Annotated in this window: 23 protein-coding genes; 5 read left to right on the top strand and 18 right to left on the bottom strand. The window is 74.1% G+C overall.

The features are described from left to right. Positions 1 to 18 precede the first annotated feature (18 nt). From AB0411_RS03055 to AB0411_RS02985, 15 genes are all read right to left on the bottom strand, one after another. Positions 19 to 798, bottom strand: coding sequence for a sirohydrochlorin chelatase (locus AB0411_RS03055; RefSeq protein ID WP_366415420.1), 780 nt, complete (start codon positions 796 to 798; stop codon positions 19 to 21). A 3-nt stretch (positions 799 to 801) separates the two neighbouring features. Further along, a complete protein-coding gene (locus AB0411_RS03050; protein ID WP_366415419.1) occupies positions 802 to 1,731 on the bottom strand; it encodes an ABC transporter permease in 930 nt (309 codons plus the stop codon). Beyond that, positions 1,718 to 2,527 (bottom strand): ABC transporter ATP-binding protein, encoded by an 810-nt coding sequence (locus tag AB0411_RS03045; RefSeq protein WP_366415418.1) that lies wholly within the window; start codon positions 2,525 to 2,527, stop codon positions 1,718 to 1,720. Before AB0411_RS03045 ends, AB0411_RS03050 begins: the two co-directional genes overlap by 14 nt. A gap of 43 nt (positions 2,528 to 2,570) precedes the next feature. Further along, positions 2,571 to 3,680: an aliphatic sulfonate ABC transporter substrate-binding protein gene (locus AB0411_RS03040; protein WP_366415417.1), complete on the bottom strand. Its 1,110-nt coding sequence runs from the start codon at positions 3,678 to 3,680 to the stop codon at positions 2,571 to 2,573. Positions 3,681 to 3,893: 213 nt separating this feature from the next. After that, complete coding sequence (locus AB0411_RS03035; protein WP_366415416.1) at positions 3,894 to 5,255, bottom strand: sulfate adenylyltransferase subunit 1; 1,362 nt, start codon at positions 5,253 to 5,255, stop codon at positions 3,894 to 3,896. Between the two features lie 2 nt (positions 5,256 to 5,257). Further along, a complete protein-coding gene (gene cysD / locus AB0411_RS03030; protein WP_366415415.1) occupies positions 5,258 to 6,202 on the bottom strand; it encodes a sulfate adenylyltransferase subunit CysD in 945 nt (314 codons plus the stop codon). Continuing rightward, positions 6,199 to 6,732 carry an adenylyl-sulfate kinase gene (gene cysC, locus AB0411_RS03025; RefSeq protein WP_366415414.1) on the bottom strand — a complete coding sequence of 178 codons (534 nt, stop codon included), beginning with the start codon at positions 6,730 to 6,732 and terminating at the stop codon, positions 6,199 to 6,201. Before cysC ends, cysD begins: the two co-directional genes overlap by 4 nt. 20 nt (positions 6,733 to 6,752) lie before the next feature. Next, positions 6,753 to 7,445, bottom strand: a complete 693-nt coding sequence (locus AB0411_RS03020; RefSeq protein WP_366415413.1) for a phosphoadenylyl-sulfate reductase — start codon at positions 7,443 to 7,445, stop codon at positions 6,753 to 6,755. Further along, positions 7,442 to 7,630, bottom strand: a complete 189-nt coding sequence (locus AB0411_RS03015; protein WP_366415412.1) for a hypothetical protein — start codon at positions 7,628 to 7,630, stop codon at positions 7,442 to 7,444. Before AB0411_RS03015 ends, AB0411_RS03020 begins: the two co-directional genes overlap by 4 nt. A gap of 115 nt (positions 7,631 to 7,745) precedes the next feature. Next, positions 7,746 to 9,443, bottom strand: coding sequence for a nitrite/sulfite reductase (locus tag AB0411_RS03010; protein ID WP_366415411.1), 1,698 nt, complete (start codon positions 9,441 to 9,443; stop codon positions 7,746 to 7,748). Between the two features lie 216 nt (positions 9,444 to 9,659). Then, positions 9,660 to 9,743 carry a putative leader peptide gene (locus AB0411_RS03005; RefSeq protein WP_350257049.1) on the bottom strand — a complete coding sequence of 28 codons (84 nt, stop codon included), beginning with the start codon at positions 9,741 to 9,743 and terminating at the stop codon, positions 9,660 to 9,662. Positions 9,744 to 9,835: 92 nt separating this feature from the next. Next, on the bottom strand, positions 9,836 to 10,432 hold the full coding sequence (locus AB0411_RS03000) for a GNAT family N-acetyltransferase (protein ID WP_366415409.1): 597 nt from the start codon (positions 10,430 to 10,432) through the stop codon (positions 9,836 to 9,838). A gap of 137 nt (positions 10,433 to 10,569) precedes the next feature. Next, positions 10,570 to 11,259 (bottom strand): class F sortase, encoded by a 690-nt coding sequence (locus AB0411_RS02995; protein ID WP_366415408.1) that lies wholly within the window; start codon positions 11,257 to 11,259, stop codon positions 10,570 to 10,572. Positions 11,260 to 11,528: 269 nt separating this feature from the next. After that, the gene (locus AB0411_RS02990; RefSeq protein ID WP_366415406.1) at positions 11,529 to 12,818 is read right to left on the bottom strand and encodes a GAF domain-containing protein; all 1,290 of its coding nucleotides are present in this window, start codon (positions 12,816 to 12,818) and stop codon (positions 11,529 to 11,531) included. Between the two features lie 489 nt (positions 12,819 to 13,307). Next, positions 13,308 to 14,951 carry an acyl-CoA dehydrogenase family protein gene (locus AB0411_RS02985; RefSeq protein WP_366415405.1) on the bottom strand — a complete coding sequence of 548 codons (1,644 nt, stop codon included), beginning with the start codon at positions 14,949 to 14,951 and terminating at the stop codon, positions 13,308 to 13,310. An 18-nt stretch (positions 14,952 to 14,969) separates the two neighbouring features. On the opposite strand from AB0411_RS02985, the gene AB0411_RS02980 reads away from it, so the two are divergent. Continuing rightward, positions 14,970 to 16,121, top strand: coding sequence for a YihY/virulence factor BrkB family protein (locus tag AB0411_RS02980; RefSeq protein WP_366415404.1), 1,152 nt, complete (start codon positions 14,970 to 14,972; stop codon positions 16,119 to 16,121). Between the two features lie 43 nt (positions 16,122 to 16,164). Here AB0411_RS02980 and AB0411_RS02975 read toward each other — a convergent pair whose 3' ends face one another. Continuing rightward, positions 16,165 to 17,169: a PP2C family protein-serine/threonine phosphatase gene (locus AB0411_RS02975; RefSeq protein ID WP_366415631.1), complete on the bottom strand. Its 1,005-nt coding sequence runs from the start codon at positions 17,167 to 17,169 to the stop codon at positions 16,165 to 16,167. 338 nt (positions 17,170 to 17,507) lie between these two features. Here AB0411_RS02975 and AB0411_RS02970 point away from each other — a divergent pair, with 338 nt between their 5' ends. The 4 genes from AB0411_RS02970 to AB0411_RS02955 all read left to right on the top strand — a co-directional run bounded on the left by AB0411_RS02970 (position 17,508) and on the right by AB0411_RS02955 (position 20,787). Then, positions 17,508 to 18,569, top strand: coding sequence for an NAD-dependent epimerase/dehydratase family protein (locus tag AB0411_RS02970; RefSeq protein ID WP_366415403.1), 1,062 nt, complete (start codon positions 17,508 to 17,510; stop codon positions 18,567 to 18,569). Between the two features lie 87 nt (positions 18,570 to 18,656). Continuing rightward, complete coding sequence (locus AB0411_RS02965) at positions 18,657 to 19,376, top strand: glycosyltransferase family 2 protein (RefSeq protein WP_366415402.1); 720 nt, start codon at positions 18,657 to 18,659, stop codon at positions 19,374 to 19,376. Further along, positions 19,373 to 20,041 carry a TIGR04282 family arsenosugar biosynthesis glycosyltransferase gene (locus tag AB0411_RS02960; RefSeq protein ID WP_366415401.1) on the top strand — a complete coding sequence of 223 codons (669 nt, stop codon included), beginning with the start codon at positions 19,373 to 19,375 and terminating at the stop codon, positions 20,039 to 20,041. Before AB0411_RS02965 ends, AB0411_RS02960 begins: the two co-directional genes overlap by 4 nt. An 8-nt stretch (positions 20,042 to 20,049) precedes the next feature. Further along, complete coding sequence (locus AB0411_RS02955; RefSeq protein WP_366415400.1) at positions 20,050 to 20,787, top strand: methyltransferase domain-containing protein; 738 nt, start codon at positions 20,050 to 20,052, stop codon at positions 20,785 to 20,787. Here AB0411_RS02955 and AB0411_RS02950 read toward each other — a convergent pair. Further along, the gene (locus AB0411_RS02950) at positions 20,718 to 21,182 is read right to left on the bottom strand and encodes a hypothetical protein (RefSeq protein ID WP_366415630.1); all 465 of its coding nucleotides are present in this window, start codon (positions 21,180 to 21,182) and stop codon (positions 20,718 to 20,720) included. The genes AB0411_RS02955 and AB0411_RS02950 overlap by 70 nt on opposite strands. 236 nt (positions 21,183 to 21,418) lie before the next feature. Next, the gene (locus AB0411_RS02945) at positions 21,419 to 22,684 is read right to left on the bottom strand and encodes a molybdopterin-dependent oxidoreductase (protein ID WP_366415399.1); all 1,266 of its coding nucleotides are present in this window, start codon (positions 22,682 to 22,684) and stop codon (positions 21,419 to 21,421) included. Positions 22,685 to 22,859: the final 175 nt, after the last annotated feature.

The raw sequence follows: 22,859 nt of genomic DNA, 5'->3' as shown, positions 1-22,859 counted from the left end.
CCGCGCCGCGGGGGCCCGTCAGGCGGTCAGCGCCGTCAGGTCCCCGCGGGCGCCGGCCAGGGCCGCCCCGTCGTAGCGCCGCAGCAGCAGGCGGGCCAGCTCGGGCGCCGGACCGAGGACGGGGGCGAGGACGTCGGCCCGCGCCTCGCGGGCCCCGGCGGCGATGCGGTCCGGGAGGAAGCCGGGGGCGATGACGTACGGGGCCACCGCCACCCGGGCGACGCCCTCGGCGCGCAGGGCGCGCACGGCATCGGCCGTGCGGGGAAGAGATGCGGAGGCGAACGCAGGTCGCACGGCACACCAGCCTGCGGTGTGCCGCCACTCCCGCGCGATTTCTGCGATCACTGCGATCGCCTCCGGGTCAGAGGAGCCCGCCGAGGCCAGGACGACCCCGGTCGAGCGGCGGTCGCCGGGCCGCAGCCCGGCCTCCGACAGCCGGCGCTCCAGCGCGGCCGTCAGGAGAGGAGAGGGGCCGAGCACCTCGGCCTGGCGGACGGTCAGCAGCGGCAGCCGCGCGGCCGCCTCCCGCAGGACCGCCGGGATGTCGGACTTCGCGTGGAAGGCCCGGGTCAGCAGCAGCGGCAGCGCCACCACCTCCCGCTCTCCTTCGGCCGCCAGGCGCTCCAGCACCCGCGGCACCCGCGGCGCGTTGAAGTCGAGGTAGCCGACCTCGACGCGCAGCCCCGGCCGCAGCGACCGGACCCGCGCGCAGAGCGCCGAGACGGCCGCCGCGTGCCGCGGGTCGCGGCTGCCGTGGGCGACGACGAGGAGAGTGGGGCGAGGGGGCCGTACGTCCATGGGTCAGCTCTTCACGAGGAGGCCGCGGCTGCGCAGCACCCGGCGTTCGATCGGGGCGAAGATCAGCAGCTCGATGCCGATGCCGACGATGAGGATGAGCAAGATCGCGGCGAGCACCCAGGACATGTCCTGGATCTCGCGGCCCTGCTCCAGCAACTGGCCCAGACCGGTGCCCAGGTCGGGCGCGTTGACGATGAGCTCGGCGGCCATCAGGGAGCGCCAGGAGAACGCCCAGCCCTGCTTGAGGCCGGCGATGTAGCCGGGCAGGGCGGCCGGCAGCAGCACATGCCGTACGCCCGTCAGACCCGTGGCGCCGATGGTGCGGCCGGCCCGCAGGTAGAGCGGGGAGATCTGGTCGACGCCCGCCACCAGGCCGTTGGCGATGGAGGGGACGGCGCCGAGCAGCACCACCGCGTAGATCGTGGCGTCGCTCAGCCCGAACCAGATGATCGCGGCCGGGACCCACGCCACCGACGGCAGCGACTGCAGACCGCTCAGGATCGGCCCGATCGCGGCCCGTACCGCCTTGACCTGGGCGACGATCAGCCCGAGCACGGTGCCGAGCGCGACGGAGGCCACAAAGCCCAGGGCGCCGCGGGAGACACTGGTCCACACGAAGCCCAGCAGGGTGCCCTCCAGCCACTTCTGCTGCAGCGAGTGGGCGACGTCGAGGGGGCTCGGCAGGAGGTAGTGCGGCTTCAGCTCGAAGTGGTAGGCGAGCTGCCACAGCCCGAGCACGATGACGATCGCGACGAGCGGGGGGAACGCCTTCGCGGCGGCGGCGCGCAGCCACGGCTGCCGGTCGACGACCCGGGATTCCAGGGCGTCGAGCCCGGCCTCCAGGCCCGCGATGTCACCGGCCGTGGCGGCGGTGCCGCCGGCCGCGGTGTCCGCGTTCCGGGCGGCGGCGGGCGTGGTCTCAGTGCTGGCCATGTCGGCGGATCTCCCCACGGAGCTGTTCGGTGATCTCGATGGAAAGGTCGGCGACCGCGGAGTCCTCGATGCGGCGCGGCTGCGGGATGTCCACCCGCCACTCGCGGGCGACCTTGCCGGGGCGGGAGGACAGCAGCACCACCCGCTCGGCGAGCCGCACGGCCTCGCGGACGTTGTGGGTGACGAACAGGACCGAGAGGTTGGTCTCGCGCCAGATACGGGTCAGCTCGTCGTGCAGCACATCGCGGGTGATCGCGTCGAGCGCGGCGAACGGCTCGTCCATCAGCAGCAGTTGGCTGTCCTGGGCCAGGGCGCGGGCCATCGCCACCCGCTGGCGCATACCGCCCGACAGCTCGTGCACCCGCTTGCCGTGGGCGCCCTTGAGGCGGACGAGTTCCAGCAGCCGCTCGGCCTCGTCCCGGCGCTCCGCGCGCGGCACCCCGCGCAGCCGCAGGGCCAGTTCGATGTTGCGGCCCGCGGTCAGCCACGGGAACAGCGCATGCTCCTGGAACATCAGGGCCGGCCGTCCGCCGGGCGTCTCGATGGCGCCGGCGGACGGAGCGTCGAGCCCGGCCACGAGGTTGAGGAGGGTGGACTTGCCGCAGCCCGAGGCCCCCAGGAGGCAGACGAATTCACCGGGCGCCACATCGATGCTGATGTCGTCCAGGACATGCTGCTGTGCGCCGGTGCGGCCGAACGACTTCGAGACGTGGTCGATGCGGGCCGCGTACGGCACGGTGGTGTTCGTGTCCGCCGTGGCGGGCCGCTGCTTGCTGAGCGTGGTGGTGGTCGTCATCGGTGTCACCTCCTGGGGGGAGTGCGGTACTGCGGGGAGGGGGCTACTTGCTGCCGAGTCCGGCGTCGGAGACCGGCGGCTTGCCCTGGGACTTCAGCACCTTGTTGAGCAGCGTGAGGTCGTAGATGCCCTTGAGGTCGGGCTTCTTGAGCAGACCCGCCTTGACGGCGTGGTCCGCCTCCTCCTGGAGGGTGGCGGCCAGCGGGTCGTCGGTGATGTCGACGTTCTTGAACGCCGGGTCGATGACCTTGTCCGGCAGCGACTTGCCCGAGACGTCCGAGGAGCCGAGCTTGTCGTTGAGGGCCTTCTTCGCCTCGGCCGGGTGCGACCGGATCCAGTCGTTGGTCTTCACCGAGGCCCGCAGCACCGCCTCGACGGCCTTGGGGTGCTCCTTGAGGAACTTCTGCGAGACGATCATGTTCGTGATGACGAACTTCCCGTCCTTCCACAGCTTCTTCTCGTCCAGCAGCGTCTTGCCGCCCTCGGCGACCAGCTTGGAAGCGGTCGGCTCGGGCACCCACGCGGCGTCGATGCCGCCCTGCTGGAAGACCGTCGGTGTCACCTTGTTGTCGGTGCGCTGGACGGTGACATCGCCCTTGCCGGTGGTGGCGTCGACCTTGAGGCCCTTCTGGGCCAGGTAGTGCAGCAGCGCGACGTCCTGGGTGTTGCCCAGCTGCGGGGTCGCGATCGTCTTGCCCTTGAGATCGTCCAGGCTCTTGATCTTCTTGGGGTTGACCACCAGCGAGACCCCGCCGGAGGCCGAACCACCAATGATCTTCAGGCTCTTGCCGTGCGACTTGGCGTAGCCGTTGATCGCCGGGGAGGGGCCGATCCAGCCGATGTCGATGGCGCCCGAGTTGAGCGCCTCGATCTCCGCCGGGCCCGCGTTGAAGGTGGACGACTTCACCTCGGTGCCGCCCAGCTCCTTCTGGAACCGGCCGGTCTGGAGGCCGACCAGCGGGGTGGCGTGCGTGGTGTTGCCGAAGACGCCGATCGTGACGTGATCGAGCCCGTCGGTCTTGGCACCCTTGGGCGCGACACCGGCGCCGGTGTCCTTCTTGGCCTGGGAGCCGTAGCCGCAGGCGCCCAGTGCCACGGTCAGGAGCGGGACGGTGACGGCGGCCGCCAGCAGGCGGTGACGAAGGGCAGACACGGGAGGGGTTCCTCTCGGAGGGCCGGGTCAGCACGCGCCTTCTATGGCGCGCCCGGCAGATCGATGGATCTTCGGAAGGGCGGTGCGGTGGATACGGAGCCGTGCATCGTCAGCGCACACATCGGCCGACTCCGCCCTGCCCGCTGCCCAGGGCGCCGCTGCCGACGCGGCCGCCCTCCTTCGCGAAGGTCGAGAAGATGTCCTTGAGCATGCTCAGAAGTCCCATCCCTCGTCGTCCGCGGCGTCGGCCGGCGCGGCCTCGGCGGCCGCCTCGGCGAAGGCGTTGCCCGCCATGCCCGCGGTCAGCGTCGTGCCGTCCGCCGGGTCGATCAGCAGGAAGGAGCCGGTGCGGCGGGAGTCGGCGTAGGCGTCCAGGGCCAGCGGCTCGGCCGTACGGACCACGATCCGTCCGATGTCGTTGGCGACCAGCTCGCCGGGCGCCGGGTGCTGGGAGAGGTCGTCCAGCGTCAGCCGGGACGGAATGTCCTTGACGATCGCCTTGACGGTGCGGGTGGTGTGCTTGAGCAGCACCCGCTGCCCGACGGTCAGCGGACGGTCCGCGACATGGCAGATGGTCGCCTCGATGTCCTGCGAGACACCCGGCGCGGTGGCCGTCGGGGCGATCAGATCACCGCGCGAGACGTCGATGTCGTCGGTGAGCCGGACGGTGACCGACTGCGGCGCCCAGGCGACGTCCACGGCCTGGCCCAGCGCGTCGATCGCCTCGATGGTGCTCGTCCGGCCCGAGGGCAGCACGGTCACGGCGTCGCCGACGCGCAGCACGCCGGAGGCGATCTGGCCCGCGTAGCCGCGGTAGTCGGGGTGCTCGGCGGTCTGCGGGCGGATGACGTACTGGACCGGGAAGCGGCCGGGGTCGTCGGCGGGGTCGGCGACGACCGGCACGGTCTCCAGGTGCTCCAGCACCGTCGGACCGCCGTACCAGTCCATGTTCGCCGACGGCGACACCACGTTGTCGCCGGCCAGCGCCGAGATCGGGATCGCGGTGATCTCCGGGACGCCCAGCGAGGCCGCGTACGTCGTGAACTCCTCGGCGATGGCGGCGAAGACGGGCTCGGCGTAGTCGACCAGGTCCATCTTGTTGACGGCCAGCACGACGTGCGGGACGCGCAGCAGCGCGGCGACCGCGGCGTGCCGGCGGGTCTGCTCGACCACGCCGTTGCGGGCGTCGACCAGCACCACGGCCAGCTCGGCGGTGGAGGCGCCGGTGACCATGTTGCGGGTGTACTGCACATGCCCGGGGGTGTCCGCCAGGATGAAGCGGCGCCGCGGGGTGGCGAAGTAGCGGTAGGCGACGTCGATGGTGATGCCCTGCTCGCGCTCGGCGCGCAGCCCGTCGGTCAGCAGCGCCAGGTCGGGCGCCTCCTGCCCGCGGTTGCGGGAGGCGTGCTCGACGGCCTCCAGCTGGTCGGCGAGCACCGACTTGGAGTCGTGCAGCAGCCGCCCCACCAGCGTCGACTTGCCGTCGTCGACGGACCCGGCGGTGGCGAACCGCAGCAGCGAGGTGGCACCCGCGTCGACGGCGTCCAGGGCGTCCGTGTGCGTGGTCGTGCTCATGGCTAGAAGTACCCCTCGCGCTTGCGGTCTTCCATGGCGGCCTCGGACATCTTGTCGTCGGCCCTCGTCGCGCCCCGTTCGGTGAGGCGGGACACGGCGATCTCCGCGATCACGGCCTCGATGGTGTCGGCGTCGGAGTCGACGGCACCGGTGCAGGACATGTCGCCGACGGTGCGGTACCGCACCTGCCGGGTCTGAAGGCTCTCGCCGTCCTTGGGGCCGCCCCACTCGCCGGGCGCCAGCCACATGCCGTTGCGGGCGAAGACCTCGCGCTCGTGGGCGTAGTAGATGGCGGGCAGTTCGATCTTCTCGCGGGCGATGTACTGCCACACGTCCAGCTCGGTCCAGTTGGACAGCGGGAAGACGCGGACGTGCTCACCGGGAGAGTGCTTGCCGTTGTAGAGCTGCCACAGCTCGGGGCGCTGCCGGCGCGGGTCCCAGCCGCCGAATTCGTCGCGCAGCGAGAAGACCCGCTCCTTGGCGCGCGCCTTCTCCTCGTCCCGGCGGCCGCCGCCGAAGACCGCGTCGAAGCGGCCCTTGTCGATGGCGTCCAGCAGCGGGACGGTCTGCAGCGGGTTGCGGGTGCCGTCGGGGCGCTCGCGCAGCTCACCGCGGTCGATGAAGTCCTGGACGGAGGCGACGTGCAGCCGCAGGCCGTGCCGCTCCACCGTGCGATCGCGGTAGTCGAGGACCTCGGGGAAGTTGTGCCCGGTGTCGACGTGCAGCAGCGAGAACGGCACCGCGGCCGGCGCGAACGCCTTCAGGGCCAGGTGCAGCATGACGATGGAGTCCTTGCCGCCGGAGAACAGGATCACCGGCCGCTCGAACTCGCCCGCCACCTCGCGGAAGATGTGTACCGCCTCGGACTCCAGGGCGTCGAGGTGGGAGAGGGCGTACGGGTTGTCGGCGTCTCCGGCGTTCCCGGTCACCGCAGTGACGGTCGTCATGCCAGTCCCCTTTCGGTGAGCAGCGCGTGCAGCGCCGCCGCGGACTCCTGCACGGTCTGGGTGTGCGACTCGATGCGCAGGTCGGGTGCGGCGGGAGCCTCGTACGGGTCGTCCACGCCGGTCAGGCCGGAGATCTCACCGGCCGCCTGCTTGGCGTAGAGCCCCTTCACATCCCGCTCGGAGCACACCTCGACGGGCGTCGCCACATGCACCTCCAGGTAGGGGGTGCCCTCGCCCTGGTGCCGCTTGCGGACCGCCTCCCGGCTGTCCGCGTACGGCGCGATCACCGGCACCAGCGCCTTGACGCCGTTGCTCGCCAGCAGTTCGGCCACGAAGCCGATGCGCTGGACGTTGGTGTGCCGGTCCTCGCGGGTGAACCCGAGGCCCGCGGAGAGGAACTCGCGGATCTCGTCGCCGTCGAGCACCTCCACGCGGTGGCCGTCGCCGCGCAGTCGGCCGGCCAGCTCGTGCGCGAGGGTCGTCTTGCCCGCGCTCGGCAGACCGGTCAGCCAGATCGTGGCGCCCGTCATGGATATCTCCTGATGCTCTGTCATCCGTGCAGCCCGCACTCGGTCTTGTTGCTCCCGGCCCAGCGGCCGGCCCTGGCGTCCTCGCCCTCCAGCACCCGGCGGGTGCAGGGCGCGCAGCCGACGGAGGCGTAGCCGTCCATCAGCAGCGGGTTGGTGAGCACCCCGTGCTCGGCCACGTAGGCGTCCACGTCGGCCTGCGTCCAGCGGGCGATCGGCGAGATCTTCACCTTGCGGCGCTTGGGGTCCCAGCCGACGACCGGGGTGTTCGCCCGGGTGGGCGACTCGTCCCGGCGCAGGCCGGTCGCCCAGGCGTCGTAGCCGGCCAGGCCCTCCTCGAGCGGCGCGACCTTGCGCAGTGCGCAGCACAGGTCCGGGTTGCGGTCGTGCAGCTTCGGACCGTGCTCGGCGTCCTGCTCGGCGACCGTCTGGCGCGGCGTCAGGGTGCGGACGTTGACGTCCATCACCTCGGCCACCGCGTCCCGGGTCCCGAGGGTCTCGGGGAAGTGGTAGCCGGTGTCCAGGAAGACGACGTCCACGCCCGGGAAGGCCCGCGAGGCCAGGTGCGCGACGACCGCGTCCTCCATCGAGGAGGTGACGCAGAAGCGCGGACCGAAGGTCTCGGCGGCCCATTCGAGGATCGCCGGGGCGGGCGCGTCCTCCAGGTCCCGGCCCGCCTGCTCGGCCAGTTGCTGAAGGTCGGTAGCGGTGGTCACGAGGTACCTCCGTCGGAAGCGGAAGGGGGCCGGCCGGTGCCTCCCGGCGCCAGCAGGCCCAGGAACTTCAGCCGGAACGCACGGCTGCAGGCCCGGCATTCCCACGCGCCATGGCCCTCCTCGGAAGGCTGCAGGTCCTCGTCGCCGCAGTAGGGGCAGTAGAAGGGCGCCGCACGCTCGCTCACTGTGCCTCCCGCTCGGCCACGGCGCGCTCGGGTGCGCCGGCTTCCCTCGTCACTGCTCGTTCCTTCGTCACTGCGCGGCTCCTCGGTCCAGCCGGCGCCGCGCGCCGAGGCTCGCTCACTTCAGGGCACCCTCTTCCGCCCGGGCCGCCCACTGGGCGAACCGCTCGCCGTCCGTGCGCTGCGCCTCGAAGTTGCGCAGCACCCGCTCGACGTAGTCGGGGAGTTCGTCGGCGGTGACCTTCAGGCCGCGGACCTTGCGGCCGAAGCCGGGCTCCAGGCCCAGCGCGCCGCCCAGGTGCACCTGGTAGCCCTCCACCTGGTTGCCCTCGTCGTCCAGGACCAGCTGGCCCTTGAGGCCGATGTCGGCGACCTGGATGCGGGCGCAGGCGTTGGGGCAGCCGTTGAGGTTGATGGTGACCGGCTCCTGGAAGTCCGGCATGCGGCGCTCCAGTTCGTCGATGAGCGAGGCGCCCCGGCCCTTGGTCTCGACGATGGCGAGCTTGCAGAACTCGATGCCGGTGCAGGCCATCGTGCCGCGCCGGAACGGCGAGGGGGTGACCTGGAAGTCCAGCGCCTCCAGCCCGGCGACCAGCGAGTCGACCTGGTCCTGCGCGACGTCGAGGATGAGCATCTTCTGCTCGACGGTGGTGCGCAGCCGGTCGGAGCCGTGGGCGCCGGCCAGTTCGGCGATCTTGGTCAGGGTGGTGCCGTCGACCCGGCCGACACGCGGGGCGAAGCCCACGTAGAAGCGGCCGTCCTGCTGCTGGTGCACCCCGATGTGGTCGCGCCAGCGGGAGAGCGGCTCCTCGGGCGCGGGGCCGTCGGTCAGCTTGCGCTGGAGGTACTCGTCCTCCAGCACCTGGCGGAACTTCTCCGGGCCCCAGTCGGCCATCAGGAACTTCAGCCGGGCGCGGGTGCGCAGCCGGCGGTAGCCGTAGTCGCGGAAGATGCCGACGACACCGGCCCACACGTCGGCGACCTCGTCCAGCGGCACCCAGGTGCCCAGGCGCTGGGCGAGCTTGGGGTTGGTGGACAGGCCGCCGCCGACCCAGAGGTCGAAGCCGGGGCCGTGCTCGGGGTGGACGACACCGACGAAGGCGACGTCGTTGATCTCGTGGACCACGTCCTGGACGGGCGAGCCGGAGATCGCCGTCTTGAACTTCCGCGGCAGGTTGGAGAACTCCTTGCTGCCGATGTACCGCTCGTGGATCTCGTCCACGGCCGGGGTGCCGTCGATGATCTCGTCCGCCGCGATGCCGGCCACCGGGGAGCCGATGATCACGCGCGGGCAGTCGCCGCAGGCCTCCGTCGTGGACAGGCCCACCGCCTCCAGCTTCTCCCAGATGGCGGGGACGTCCTCGATGCGGATCCAGTGCAGCTGGATGTTCTGCCGGTCGGTGATGTCCGCGGTGCCGCGGGCGTACTGCTCGGAGACCTCGCCGATGGCGCGCAGCTGCGCCACGCTCAGGCGTCCGCCGTCGACGCGCACCCGCAGCATGAAGTACTTGTCGTCCAGCTCCTCCGGCTCCAGGATCGCGGTCTTGCCGCCGTCGATCCCGGGCTTGCGCTGGGTGTACAGGCCCCACCAACGCATCCGCCCGCGCAGGTCGTTGGGGTCGATGGAGTCGAAACCGGACTTGGCGTAGATCGTCTCAATGCGTGTCCGCACATTGAGACCGTCGTCGTCCTTCTTGAACTGCTCGTTGCCGTTGAGGGGCGTGTGGTGGCCAACGGCCCACTGGCCCTCGCCGCGGTGGCGTCCGGCCTTGCGGCGGGTCGTGGCAGCTGCGGGGAGTTCGGGGGAGGCGGCCATGGGTGTACGTCCTTCTGGGCGGGCTCAAGGAATGCGGACGGGGCGCCGGGCACCCGCGATGACCTGCGCAGGCATACCGAAAGGCGGCGCGTGGCACACGCGTCGGAAGGTCTGCGGGTCGAGGGGTGTCAGGGCGTCCGCGACGGTGGGGACGGCGGGAGGTGCGGTGGTGGTGCTGGGTGCTGCCCGGGGCCGGAGGCCCTGGTGGAGGCAGCCTCAGCCCGCCCGACAAATGGCGCTGGACATGCGGCCGAGGTCGACGTGCCGCCGACTCACCAAGGCAATTCCAGCTCGAGACATGACGGAAGCGTGTCACGCCGCTCTCCGGCCAGTCCACCGTTATCCAGGATCCGGACACCTCTGTCTCGCATCACGAGACGGTGTGGTGTCGATCACTCCCCGGCGGGTGTGCCGGCCGTGATGGGCCCCGCGCCGGGCCAGGGTCCCGGAGCCGCCACGTCGGGCTCCTCGGCCACGGTGGTGTCGTACACCCGGAAGCCGCGCCGTTCGTAGTTCGCCTTCGCGTGCGGGCCGTCCTTGCTGCAGGTGTGCACCCACACCCGCTCGGTCCGCGGCAGGCCCGGCCACCGCTCGGCCAGGTCCCAGGCCCGCTCGGTCCCGTACCCGAGCAGGTGCCCGCCGATCCGGCGCCCGCGGAAGCCGGGGAGCAGCCCGAAGTAGGCGATCTCCACGGAGCCGCTCTCGGCCGCCAGCTCGATGAACCCCGCCGGCGTCCCGCGCTCGTACGCCACCCAGGTCTCCACGCCGGGGCGCCCGAGGTGCGCCGCCCACTGCGCGTACGGCCATGCCAGCCGGTCGGTCCAGGTGACGTCCCCGCCGACCGCCGTATAGAGGAAGCGGCTGAATTCGGGCGACGGCACCTCGGACCGGAGGATGCGGACGTCCCGGTCGGGCGTCGGCCCCTCGGCGGGGGACAGGTCGGCGCGCGAGGTCTGTTCGAGGTACCACGTGGTGACCGAGATGCTCATGCGGCCAGCACATCACACCGGGGCCGGGGGGCCGGGCCCGGGCCGAGGGGGGAGGCCGGGCGGGGCGGGTGCGAGGGGCGGGGAGGCCGAGGGGAGGGCTCGTCCGTATCGTGAGACGGTGGCTCACAGTGTGGGGGTCACCGGCTCCGGGGGGCCGGGCCGCCGGCGGTCGTCATCCGGGCGAAGACCACCACGTTGCCCGTGTAGCCGGAGCCCGCCTCGTAGGGGCCGCCGCAGGTCAGGACGCGCAGCTCGGGGCGTCCGGTGGGGCCGTAGACCTTCCGGGCCGGGAACTTCCGCTTGTCGAAGACCTGGATGCCGTAGACCTCGAAGACCGCGGTCCGCCCGTCCTCGCGGGTGACCCGGATCGTCCGGCCCTTCTCCAGGGCGCCCAGCCCGTAGAAGACCGCGGGCCCGCTGAGGCTGTCGACATGGCCGACGATCACGGCGGTGCCGTTCTCGCCCGGGGTCGGCGCGCCCGCGTACCAGCCCGCCAGCCGCGGGGCGCCGGCCGGCGGGGCCTCGATCCAGCCGTCCTTGTCCAGGCCCAGCGGCAGCAGCGGGGCCGACACGTCGAGCGACGCGATCGCCACCCGGGCGGGCGCGGAGCGGGGCAGCGGCGGCGGCGCGGGGCCGTCGGGCGGGAGGTCGCCGGGGAAGAGCGCGGTGCCGGCCCCCGGCTGCGGCGGCCCGTCCGCCTCACCGGACAGTCCCTGGCGCACCATGCCGATGCCGATGAGCCCGGCCAGCGCCAGCGCACCCCACCTGGGCCGGCGTGCGGCCGCCGGCTCCCCGGCCGTCGCGTCCGGCGGGCCCGTCGGGCTCATCGCTCACCTCCCGTGACCGCGCTTCCCGGGACGCCGCTCCCCGGGGGCGCACGGTCCGCTGTCGGCACGCTAGGCGCGCGCCCGGGCGGGGGCGACAGCAGGCGACCGAACGGGTGGCGGGCGCCGCGCACCGCCGTCCGCCACCCGTGACCCGCTACCTTCCCCCGGCCCCCGGCGCCTTCCCCGGCCCGGCTCGCCTGCCCTCCGCACCGCCGCCCCGTGGCCTCCCCGCACCCCCACCCCGTGGGCCGCCCCCGGCTCCCGCTCCGTCACCCCCGGCGGGCCGCCGCCACCGCCGGGGCCAGGGACTGCGGCAGCAGGTGGGCGGGCCGGGGCGGCAGCAGGAGCTCCACCTCGACCCCGTCCGCGAACCGGTAGGGCCGGTGGGCCAGGACGCTCGCGAGATGGCGGCGCAGCCGGGAGAGTTCGGCCCGCACCGTGACCGTGCGGCTGTCGTCGCCGAAGAGGTCCCGGGCGAGCTGGGCGGCGCTGCGCCCCTGCGGATGCGCGGCGAGGACGAACAGCAGCTCGGCATGGCGCGGGGTCAGCTCGTGCGACCAGCTGCCGGCCGCGCCGCTGACGGTGACCGTCGAGCCGTCCCGGCCGCTGACGTCCAGCACCACCCGGCTCGGCCGCATCTCCCGCTCCTGCCGCCCGACGCGGATCAGCCAGCCGCCGGGCAACGGCTCCAGGGCGCACATGCCGTACCGCGGCAGCCACAGCGGCCCGGCCTCCGGTGCCTTGGGCAGCGCCACCCGGTCCGGCGGCGTCAGGCCCGTCACCCCCACGACCCAGCCGCTCGGGTCGACGGCCAGCGCCCGCCCGCCGATCCGCGCCAGCACCGGTGCCGCGCTCGACCGCAGCCGCTCCAGGGACAGATGGTGGCGGGTGCGCAGCTCGCCCTCGGCGAGCCGGGCGACGGAGGACACCAGGGAGAGCGTCGTGGGGTGGAAGGAGGGCGCCGGACCGCTGAGGTCCACGGTGCCCAGCAGGCGCCCGTCGCGCGGGTCGTGGAGCGGCGCCGCGGCACAGGTCCACGCGTGGTGGCTGCGGACGAAGTGCTCGGCGGAGTGCACCAGCACCGGCCGGCGGGCCACCAGCGCGGTGCCGATGGCGTTGGTGCCGACGACGCCCTCCGTCCAGTCGGCGCCCTTGTCGAAGCCCAGCCGGTCGGCCATCCGCCGGACCGGGGCGCTGCCCTCGCGCCACAGCACCCGGCCCTCGGCGTCGGTGACGACCATGATCTGCTGAGCGGCGTCGGCCGCGGATAACAGCCCCTCGTGGAACACCGGCAGCACCGTCGCCAGCTGGGACTTCTGCCGGCGGTGCTCCAACTCCGCTACGGAGAGCGGGGTTTGAGGCCGGTCGTGATCCGGGTCGACGCCGGAGACCAGCACCCGCCGCCACGATTCACCGATCACCGTGCGGGGCGCGTCCCCCGCCTCGCCGGGCGCCGTCCCGCCCGCGAGCGCCGCCTCGTGGACCGTGGCGAGACGGTGTGCGGTGGCGCGGTTGTCCTGGGCCGACCAGACCGCGCCGTCGATCGCTCTGTCGCTCACGCTGTTCTCCGTACTGCCCTGTTCCCCGGGTCGTGCCTCGTGCCTCGCGTGCCTCTCGTGCGCTCACCGGGCCACCGGTCCGTCCTGGAAGCGGCCATTGTCCCGGGCCGTCACCGGGCGCTGCAACGCAATGCAACCGTTGTCGCCCACGACGCGTTGCGGGGAGTCTGGCCGAAGCGGCCGATGGTGTCTCGCCCCCGCGGGTTCGCCGGTCACCCGTCGAGGAACCCGTGGGATGTCGCAGGGACTCCGTCGGCCGCCACACGTGACGTCGGCACGGCGCGGGAGGGGGCTCACGGGGCCGGCCGACGTCCGCGCACCCGGGGGCCCTGTGCGGTGCCCCGGACACCCTTGTACCGGGAGCGGTGCCGTGTCGGCGCGGCACCGCTCCCCGACCGGCGCGGCGGCGGTGACCCCCTGTCCCCGTAGCCTCGTGGGCGACGGCCCGGAGGCGACGGGGAACCGCCGCCGTGCCGGGCCGGCCCGCACTCAGTGCTCGGCCACCGGCCGCGCCCGAGCCACCACGGCCCCGAGGTCCAGCGTGTGCGGCAGCGTCCCGAAGGCCGCGCCCGCGTCGCCCCCGAGCCGGGCGGCGCAGAACGCGTCCGCGACCTCGGGCGGCGCATGACGCACCAGCAGCGAACCCTGGAGGACCAGCGCCATCCGCTCCGCCAGCCGCCGGGCCCGCGCCTCGATGCCCTCCAGATCGGCGAGTTCGGTGAGCATCCCCGTGATGGCCCGGTCCAGGCGGTGGTCCGCGCCCCGCGCCGTCCCGATCTCGGTGAGGAACGCGTTCAGCGCCTCGGGTTCGCGCCGCAGGGCCCGCAGCACGTCCAGCGCCTGGACGTTGCCGGAACCCTCCCAGATCGAGTTGAGCGGCGCCTCGCGCAGCAGCCGCGGCAGCCCCGACTCCTCGACGTAGCCGTTGCCGCCCAGGCACTCCAGCGCCTCGGTCACCAGCGGGGTGCAGCGCTTGGTCACCCAGTACTTCGCCGCCGGCACCGCCAGCCGCAGGAAGTGCCGGTCCTGCTCGGTGCCGCCGTCGTACGCCGCCGCCAGCCGCAGGGCGAGCGTGGTCGCCGCCTCCGACTCCAGCGCCAGGTCGGCCAGCACATTGCGCATCAGCGGCTTGTCGATCAGCCGGTCCCCGAAGGCCTCCCGGTGGGCGCTGTGGTGCAGCGCCTGCGTCACGGCCTGCCGCATCACCGCCGCCGACGCACTGACACAGTCCAGCCGGGTCGCCGCGACCATGTCGATGAGGGTCGCCACCCCGCGCCCCTCCTCGCCGACCCGGCGCGCCCAGCTCTGCCCGTCGAACTCGACCTCCGCCGAGGCGTTCGAGCGGTTGCCGAGCTTGTCCTTGAGCCGCTGGATGCGGAAGGCGTTACGGCTGCCGTCCGGCAGCACCCGCGGCAGCAGGAAGCAGGTGAGCCCTCCCGGCGCGCGGGCCAGCACCAGGAAGGCGTCGGACATCGGCGCCGAACAGAACCACTTGTGGCCGGTCAGCACGTACTCGCCGGGGGCGGCCAGCGGCTCGGCGCGGGTGGTGACGGCCCGCAGGTCGCTGCCGCCCTGTTTCTCCGTCATGGCCATCCCGGCCAGCGCGCCGCCCTTCTCGGCGACCGGGCGCAGCTCGTGCGCGTACACCCGCGAGGTCAGCAGCGGCTCCCATTCGGCCGCCAGCTCGGGCTCGGCGCGCAGCGTGGGCACCGCCGCATGGGTCATCGACACCGGGCAGCCGTGTCCCGCCTCGGCCTGGGTCCACACGATGAAGCCGGCGGTGCGCCGGACATGGCCGTCCGGCCGGGACCACGCGCCGGTCAGGCCGGCCGTGACGGCGTGGCCGAGCAGCCGGTGCCACGCCGGGTGGTACTCGACCTCGTCGATGCGGTGGCCGTAGCGGTCGTGGGTGTGCAGGACCGGGGGGTGGGCGTTGGCCTGTTCGCCCCACTGCCGGGCGTGCGCGGAGCCGGCCGCCTTCCCCAGTGTGCTGAGCTCTTCGCGTACCTCGTCGAGCCGGACGCCGGCGACATGCCGGGCGACGCCCTCGGCCAGGGCCGCATCGCCGGTGAAGACGTCGTATCCGACCAGCGGCGGAGGCTGGTTCGTGACCGTGTGAGTGGTGGCTGCCATGCCGGATACGGTAAGGAGGTGCAGCCGGCAAACGAACCAACCGAGCGGCCCGCGGGCCGTCTGACCAAGGCCCGTGCCCTCTACCGCAATGTCTCCAAGCGCCGGCTGGCCTGGCTCCTGCTCAAGGACACGGTCAACTCCTGCATGAAGTACCGCGTCACGGGCCTGGCCGCCGAGGCGGCCTTCTGGAGCCTGCTGTCGCTGCCGCCGCTGATCCTCGGACTCCTCGGCGTGCTCGGCTACACCAACACCTGGATCGGGCACGACACCCTCGACAACGTCCGCCGGCACATCCTCGGCGCCGCCGGCACGGTCCTGTCCAGCAAGGGCGTGAACGAGATCGCCCGGCCGCTGCTCAACGACGTCTTCACCGGCCGCCGCCCGGACGTCATCTCCCTCGGCTTCGCCATCGCCCTGTGGTCCGGGTCCCGGGCGATGAACGTCTTCGTCGACACCATCACCATCATGTACGGGCTCGACGGCCGGCGGGGCATCATCAGGACCCGGCTGCTGGCGTTCGTGCTGTACCTCGCCGCGCTGGTCGTCGGAGCCGTGGCGCTGCCGCTGATGGTCGCCGGTCCCGACACCGTCGTGGGCTGGCTGCCGGCCAGCGAGCACATCATCCGGGCGCTGTACTGGCCGGTCGTCCTGCTCCTGTCGGTCGCCTTCCTCACCACGCTCTACCACGCGTCCGTCCCCGTCCGTTCGCCCTGGCCGGAGGACATTCCCGGCGCGGTGGTGGCGCTCGGCATGTGGGTGCTCGGCAGCTTCCTGCTCCGGCTCTACCTCACCTCGACGGTCGAGGGGCCCACGATCTACGGCTCGTTGGCCGCGCCGGTCGCGGTACTGCTGTGGATCGGGGTGTCCGCCTTCGCGGTGCTGGTCGGCGCCGCGATGAACGCCTCACTCGACCGGGTGTGGCCCTCGGTCGCCACGGCCGCGGCCCGCGAGGAGGTCGCACGGCGCTCGGCCGCCAAGGCGGAGGCCCGGTCGGGAGCGGGGGAGCCGGGCACCGGCCGCGCGAAGGGGGCCGGTGCGGGCGAGGCGGACGGGGACGGTCACGGCGACGGGGACCGGGGCGGGAGCAGCGACGGCGACGGGGGCCGGGACGGGGCTGAGGGCCGAGACGGCGACGGGGAGCGCGGCACCGGGGACCCGCGCGACGACTGAGCGCCGACCCCCAGCCGGCTCCCGGGCCCGGCCCGACGCCGGGTCAGCAGGCCCCGCGGTAGCGGACCAGCAGCATCGCCGCGTCGTCGTGCAGCGGCCCCTCGACATGCTCGACCAGGTCCTCGCGCACCGCGCGCAGCGCGGTCTCCGGGTCGGGGTCCTTGAGCAGCGCGGCGCGTTCGTCGAGGGGGTAGAAGCGGCCCGCCGCGTCGCGGGCCTCGGTGACGCCGTCGGTGTAGAAGAGCAGTTGGTCGCCGGGCGCGAAGGGCACCTCGTAGGGCGCCGGTGCCCCGGCGTCGTGCAGGCTGAGGCCGAGCGGCAGGGCGCGGTCCGGCGGGGCGGCGAACGCCACCGCGCCCGCGGGGCGGACGACCAGCGGCGCCGGGTGGCCGAAGTTCAGGAGGGTGGCGTTCGGGCCGTCACCGATCTCGGCGAGCACCGCCGTGACGAACCGTTCGCCGGACAGATGGCGGTTCAGCGCCCGCTCGACCCGCTCGCCGACGGCCGGCAGATCCGGCTCGTCGTGCGCCGCCTCCCGGAAGGCGCCGAGCACCACCGCCGCGCTCTCCACGGCCTCCAGGCCCTTGCCCTGCACATCGCCGACGATGATCCGCACCCCGGCGGGCGAGGTCACCACCTCGTACAGATCGCCCCCTATCCGGGCCTCGGCCACCGCCGAGGTGTACGAGACAGCGACCCGCAGCGGCCCGGCGCCGCGCGGCACCGGGCGCAGCAGCACCCGCTGGGCGACCTCGGCGATGGAACGGACGCTGGCCAGCTCCGCCTCGCGCCGCTGCCGCATCACCGCGGCGACCACCCCGGCCGCGGTCACCCCGGCCACCGACAGCAGCGCGGTCAGTCCGCGCCGGCTCTCGAACAGGCCGTTGTAGACGCCCAGCCCGAGGCAGAGCACAAAGGCCGTCAGCCCGACCACGGCGGTCCGCTGCCAGCCGCCGACCAGCCCGGCGAACGCCGGCCCCAGTGAGACCAGCGGCAGGAACCCGACGCCCGGGCCCGCGGTGAGGTCGACCGTGGTGACCACGGCCATCACCGCGTACGGAAGCGCGGGCAGCACCCGGGAGCCGGTGCGCTGCTCCACATTCTCCACGGCCAAGGTGTTCTCCGACGGTGTCAGTGAGGTGATCGGGCAAGGTCGGGCAAGGGGCCCGCCGGCCGTCGGAGTGTCCGAAAGCGGCCCCCCGGCGCCCGACCTGAGCATAAGCAACATATGCCGTACCGAAATACCTCGAATGCGCCCTGTTACCGAATCGCAGTGGCCCGGACGGTGCGGCAGCGGGCGCGCCGGGCGGCCGCGGATCTTACGGACCCATGACACGGCGGCTCATGCGCGGGCCGGAGCGCCCCGTCCCGCTTAGCGTGACCGGCATGCGTGTACTGGTCACCGGCGGTGCCGGATTCATCGGATCGCAGGTCGTCGAGGCGCTCATGGCGCACGGGCACGAGCCCGTCGTGCTCGATGCGCTGCTGCCCTCGGCGCACCCCGAGCCCCCGCCGCCGCGCCCGGGCGCGCGGCGCATCGTCGCCGACGTGCGCGACCGGGCGGCGGTCGACGAGGCCCTGCGGGGCGTGCGGGCGGTCTGCCACCAGGCGGCGATGGTGGGCCTGGGCAAGGACTTCGCGGACGCACCCGACTACGTCGGCTGCAACGACCTGGGCACCGCGGTGCTGCTGGCCGCGATGGCCGACGCCGGGGTGCGCGAGCTGGTGCTCGCCGGGTCGATGGTGGTCTACGGGGAGGGCCGCTACACCTGCCCCGGCCACGGGGTGGTGCGGCCCGGCCCGCGGGCCGTGGACGAGCTGGACGCCGGGCAGTTCGAGCCGCGCTGCCCGCAGTGCGGCGCCGCACTGCGGCCGGGACTGGTCGGCGAGGACGCCCCCACCGATCCGCGCAACGTCTACGCCGCCACCAAGCTCGCCCAGGAACACCTGGCCGCCTCGTGGGCCCGCGCCACCGGAGGCCGGGCCGTCGCGCTGCGCTACCACAACGTCTACGGGCCCGGGATGCCACGGGACACCCCGTACGCGGGGGTGGCCTCGTTCTTCCGCTCGGCGCTGGCCCGCGGACAGTCCCCGACCGTCTACGAAGACGGCGGCCAGCGGCGGGACTTCGTCCATGTACGGGACATCGCCACCGCCAACGTGGTCGCCCTGGAGGCGCTGCCGGACCGGGCGGCGGGCACCCTGACCGCGTACAACACGGGCAGCGGGGTGCCGCACACCGTCGGCGAGATGGCGCAGGCCCTGGCCGGGGCGTGCGGCGGACCGGCGCCCGTGGTCACGGGGGAGTACCGGCTCGGCGACGTACGGCACATCACCGCCTCGTCGCAGCGCATCGCCGACGACCTCGGCTGGCGGGCCGCGACCGGATTCGCGGCGGGCATGCGGGAGTTCGCCCGGGAGGGGATGCGGGCGGCACCGATGGGCTGACCCGCGCGCCGCCGCCCGCCGGCACCCGCGCCCCACACAAACTTCAACACCCCTTGGCCCGTCCGCTTCTGATGCATAGGTGAAGGCGTGACCCACTCCCCTCCTCCCACCCCCCGTACCCCCTCGGTGGATGTCGTCCTGCCCTGCCTCGACGAGGCCGCCGCGCTGCCCTGGGTGCTGGCCCGCATCCCGGCAGGCTGGCGGGCGATCGTCGTGGACAACGGCTCCACCGACGGCTCCGCCGAGATCGCCCGCGGCCTGGGCGCCACCGTCGTGCACGAGCCGCGCCGCGGATTCGGCGCCGCCTGCCACGCCGGACTGCTGGCCGCCGACGCCGACATCGTCTGCTTCTGCGACTGCGACGCCTCCCTCGACCCCGCCCTGCTCACCCCGTTCGTCCGCGCCGTCCACGACGGCGACAGCGACCTGGTGCTGGGCCGCCGCCGCCCCGAGGGGCGCGGCGCCTGGCCGCCGCACGCCCGGCTCGGCAACCTCGCCCTCGCCCGGATGCTGCGCCGCCGCACCGGACTGCGGCTGCACGACCTCGGCCCGCTGCGCGCCGCCCGGCGCACCGCGCTGCTCGGCCTCGGGCTGACCGACCGCCGCAGCGGCTACCCCCTGCAGATGGTCGTCCGGGCCGCCGACGCGGGCTGGCGGGTCGAGGAGCGCGAGGTGCCCTACCGCCCGCGCACCGGCCGTTCCAAGGTGACCGGCACCTGGCGCGGCACCTGGCACGCGGTGCGCGACATGCGCGACGTCCTGAACCAGCCCCCGCTCCCGTCCCGTACGGAGGAGACCGCCCGATGACCGCGCCCGCAGACCGCCCGGCGGGTCCGGGCCCCACCACGCTCCTGGTCATCGCCAAGGAACCGGTGCCCGGCCGGGTCAAGACCCGGCTCACCCCGCCCTTCACTCCCGACGAGGCCGCCGAGTTGGCCGAGGCGGCGCTGTACGACACCCTCCGGGCCGTACGCGCCATGCCCGCCCGGCGGCGGGTGGTCGTCCTCGACGGCCGCCCGGGCGGCTGGCTGCCGGACGGCTTCGAGGTCCGGCCCCAGTGCGCCGGCGGCCTCGACGAGCGGCTCGCCGCGGCCTTCGCCGCAAGCACCGGCCCCACCCTCCTCCTCGGCATGGACACCCCGCAGATCACCCCGCACCTCCTCGCCCCCGCGCTGGACACCGGTGCCTGGGACGACTGCGACGCCTGGTTCGGTGCCGCCGAGGACGGCGGATTCTGGGCGCTCGGCCTGGCGTCCCCCGACCCCCGGCTGCTGCGCGGCGTCCCCATGTCCACCGCCCGCACCGGCGCCGCCCAGCGGGCCCGGCTGACCGCCGCCGGGCTGCGGGTGCGGGACCTGCCGCCGCTGCGGGACGTCGACACCGCCGACGACGCGGAGCGGGTCGCGGCCGCGGCCCCCGCCGGCACCTTCGCCGCCACCCTCGCCCGCCTGACCCCGGTCACCGGCCGATGAGCACCGCCATGCCACCGACGGCACAAACCGACCGGCACGACACCGTCACCTGGGGCGCGGACCCGTACGCCGACGCACTGCGCAGCGGCCGTGGCCCGCTCTTCCTGCGGCGCAGCGACGGCTGGCTGCTGCCGCTGGAGGTCGAGCGCTGGTGCGCCGGGCCGGACGCCGCCGACCTGTCGGCGCTGCGCCGCTGCGAGGGCGCCGTCCTCGACATCGGCTGCGGCCCCGGCCGGCTGGTCGCCGCACTCGCCGCACAGGGCCGGCGGGCGCTCGGCATCGACGTCAGCACCGCCGCGGTGGCCCGCACCGCGGCGTCCGGCGGCTCCGCGCTGCACCGCTCCGTCTTCGACTCCCTCCCCGACGAGGGGAGTTGGGGCACGGCTCTGCTCCTCGACGGCAACATCGGCATCGGCGGCGACCCGCGCGCCCTGCTCACCCGCACCGCCGAACTGGTCGGCCGGCAGGGCCTGTTGATCGTGGAGACCGCCGCGGCGGACGTCGACGAACGGGTCCAGGTCCGGGTCGAGCGGGGCTACCACCCCTCGCCCGGCGCCCCGTGCGCACCGGGCGAGTCGTTCCCCTGGGCCCGGGTCGGCGCCGCCGCGCTGCTGCGCCACGCGGCGGCCGCCGGCTGGACCCCCGTCGAGGAGTGGACCGTCACGGACCAGGCCGATCAGGCGCCGGGCGCCGCGCGCTGTTTCGTCTCGCTGCGCCGCCGGGGCGCCCCGCACAGCCGCCGCTGAACGGTCCGCACCAGCAGCCACAGGGCGGACAGGGCGCACAGCCCGGCGGTGACCAGCAGCCAGCGGGTCAGGAACACCCCGCCGGGCAGCCGCGTGGTGGCCTCGTAGTGCGCCGCCGAACCGCCGCCCGCCGCGCCGGCGATCAGCGGGAACCACACCAGCAGCAGCAACCCGGACAGCGCGGCGGGCACCCGGACGTACGCGGCCCGGGCCCGGTTCCGGCCGGTCCCGGCGGTCCAACGGACCAGCGCACGGTCGGCGAGCGCGTACAGCGGCAGCAGCACCAGATCGTGCAGCAGCGCGGCCCCGGCGAACCAGACGAGCACCAGCGGCCACTGCCCGCCGGCCAGCAGCCGCACCCCCGCGTAGCCGGTGAGCGCGAACGACGCGAGCATCAGCAGCAGATGCAGCGGCCCCTCGCCGTAGCGGCGGGGCAGGCGCAGCGCCCCGAGCGCCCGCCCGGCCCTCGTGCGCAGGGCCGGCACCGCCCCTCCGCCCGGGGCCGGTTGCGGTGTCCGCGCCGCCCGTTCGCCCGGGGCCGCCTGCCAACCCCCCGCCGCCTGTTCGCGCGGGTCCGCTTGCCGCATCCGTGCCGCCCGTTCCCGCACCGTCCGCCGCCTCTTGCGCATCGTCACCACTCCCCGAACGTCAGCCGTGCCACCCACTTGGTCTGGAGCACCCCGGGAGCCGCCGGGACGATGATCCGCGCCGGACAGCCGTGGTCCGGGGACAGCTCGGCGCCGCCCACCCGCAGCGCGAGCAGCGAACGCGGATCGCGCACCTGGTTGTCGCGCAGTGCCGCCCGGCGGAACGCGCCGTGCAACTGGAGCGACTCCACCAGCACGCCCGGGGGCCGGTCGCCGAGCCCCACCAGCGCGGCGAGGTCCCGCAGCCGCACCCCGCTCCACTCCTGGTCGCCCGTCGACCAGCCCTCGACGCAGGCGATCGGCAGCGCCGCCGTGTGCTGGGGCAGCGCCAGCAGCTCGGCGCGGCCGATCCGCACCCGCCGTCCGCCGCCCTCGACCGTCAACCGCCAGGCGTCGCCCGTCTCCCGGGCCGTGATGCCGACGGCCGCGGCGGTCTTGTTGATCTGGAAGCCGTTCGGTCCGCTGCCCGGCTCCCGGCCACCGTGCGGCGCCAGCAGGGCCGTGCGCCGCCACCATCCGCCGAGGCTCTGCCCGGCGGCCGTGGTGAACAGCAGCAGCGAACCGGCACCGACCAGCCCCAGCGCTCCCCGCCGGGTCATGGTCGGCCGGTCCGGCCGGACCGGGACCAGCCCGGTGTCGTCGTCGGCCGCCGCCGGGTCGGTGCGCTCGCGCAACGCCCGTACGGTCCGCGGCATGCGCAGCACCACATGGGCGGCGAACGCTCCCATGAACACCCACGCGCCGTAGAAGTGCAGCGGATAGAACGACCCGGGGAAGAGGTACTCCAGCTGGATGTTGAGGATGCCGGTGACGAACTCGAAGAGCGCTCCGCCGACCAGCAACAGCAGCGAGAGCCGCTCCAGCGCATGGCCCGCGGACCGGGCCGGCGGCAGGGTGAACAGCTTCGGGATCACCGACCACAGCTTCGCCAGCAGGACGGGCACCAGCGCGATCCCGACCGTGACGTGCAGCCCCTGGGTGAGCCGGTAGAGCCAGGAGGGGCCGGTCGGCCAGCTGAAGAGGTAGATGCCCAACAGGCCCTTGCCGGGCGTCTTGTCGTTGATCCCGCCGCCCAGATCCGGGTTGTACGCGGCGTACGACAGCAGACCGGTCACGAACAGCAGCGTGATCCCGGCCAGCAGGACGACGCCGAGCAGCGCGGTCAGCCGCGGACCGCGCAGCGGGCTGCGCCAGACGGACGGCGGGGCCGGGGGAGGGGAAGGAGGAGCGGAAGGGTGCGGGGCACTCATGGTGTGTCCTTGGCGATTCGGCGCGGCGAGGGTCCGCCGCCTGGGCCCGTCCGGCGCTCGGGGCCGGCGCGGCCTGGCTTCGACGGTATGCCGCGACCGGTGTGCCGGCGGGCCCGTGACGCATGACGAAACTCTGACGTCGTGGGGGCGGAGGCGCCCTTCGCCGCCCGGGCAC

It is taken from the genome of Streptomyces angustmyceticus (genome assembly GCF_040701845.1).
Taxonomy (GTDB): Bacteria; Actinomycetota; Actinomycetes; order Streptomycetales; family Streptomycetaceae; genus Streptomyces; species Streptomyces angustmyceticus_A.
This window is presented reverse-complemented; position numbering and strand designations above follow the sequence as displayed.

Bases quoted from the DNA above. Each gene is read 5' to 3' on its own strand.
- AB0411_RS03055 (WP_366415420.1), bottom strand. From the start codon at position 798: ATGGACGTACGGCCCCCTCGCCCCACTCTCCTCGTCGTCGCCCACGGC.
- AB0411_RS03050 (WP_366415419.1), bottom strand. From the start codon at position 1,731: ATGGCCAGCACTGAGACCACGCCCGCCGCCGCCCGGAACGCGGACACC.
- AB0411_RS03045 (WP_366415418.1), bottom strand. From the start codon at position 2,527: ATGACGACCACCACCACGCTCAGCAAGCAGCGGCCCGCCACGGCGGAC.
- AB0411_RS03035 (WP_366415416.1), bottom strand. From the start codon at position 5,255: ATGAGCACGACCACGCACACGGACGCCCTGGACGCCGTCGACGCGGGT.
- cysD (WP_366415415.1), bottom strand. From the start codon at position 6,202: ATGACGACCGTCACTGCGGTGACCGGGAACGCCGGAGACGCCGACAAC.
- cysC (WP_366415414.1), bottom strand. From the start codon at position 6,732: ATGACGGGCGCCACGATCTGGCTGACCGGTCTGCCGAGCGCGGGCAAG.
- AB0411_RS03010 (WP_366415411.1), bottom strand. From the start codon at position 9,443: ATGGCCGCCTCCCCCGAACTCCCCGCAGCTGCCACGACCCGCCGCAAG.
- AB0411_RS03005 (WP_350257049.1), bottom strand. From the start codon at position 9,743: ATGTCTCGAGCTGGAATTGCCTTGGTGAGTCGGCGGCACGTCGACCTC.
- AB0411_RS03000 (WP_366415409.1), bottom strand. From the start codon at position 10,432: ATGAGCATCTCGGTCACCACGTGGTACCTCGAACAGACCTCGCGCGCC.
- AB0411_RS02995 (WP_366415408.1), bottom strand. From the start codon at position 11,259: ATGAGCCCGACGGGCCCGCCGGACGCGACGGCCGGGGAGCCGGCGGCC.
- AB0411_RS02985 (WP_366415405.1), bottom strand. From the start codon at position 14,951: ATGGCAGCCACCACTCACACGGTCACGAACCAGCCTCCGCCGCTGGTC.
- AB0411_RS02975 (WP_366415631.1), bottom strand. From the start codon at position 17,169: ATGGCCGTGGTCACCACGGTCGACCTCACCGCGGGCCCGGGCGTCGGG.
- AB0411_RS02970 (WP_366415403.1), top strand. From the start codon at position 17,508: ATGCGTGTACTGGTCACCGGCGGTGCCGGATTCATCGGATCGCAGGTC.
- AB0411_RS02960 (WP_366415401.1), top strand. From the start codon at position 19,373: ATGACCGCGCCCGCAGACCGCCCGGCGGGTCCGGGCCCCACCACGCTC.
- AB0411_RS02955 (WP_366415400.1), top strand. From the start codon at position 20,050: ATGCCACCGACGGCACAAACCGACCGGCACGACACCGTCACCTGGGGC.
- AB0411_RS02950 (WP_366415630.1), bottom strand. From the start codon at position 21,182: ATGCTCGCGTCGTTCGCGCTCACCGGCTACGCGGGGGTGCGGCTGCTG.
- AB0411_RS02945 (WP_366415399.1), bottom strand. From the start codon at position 22,684: ATGAGTGCCCCGCACCCTTCCGCTCCTCCTTCCCCTCCCCCGGCCCCG.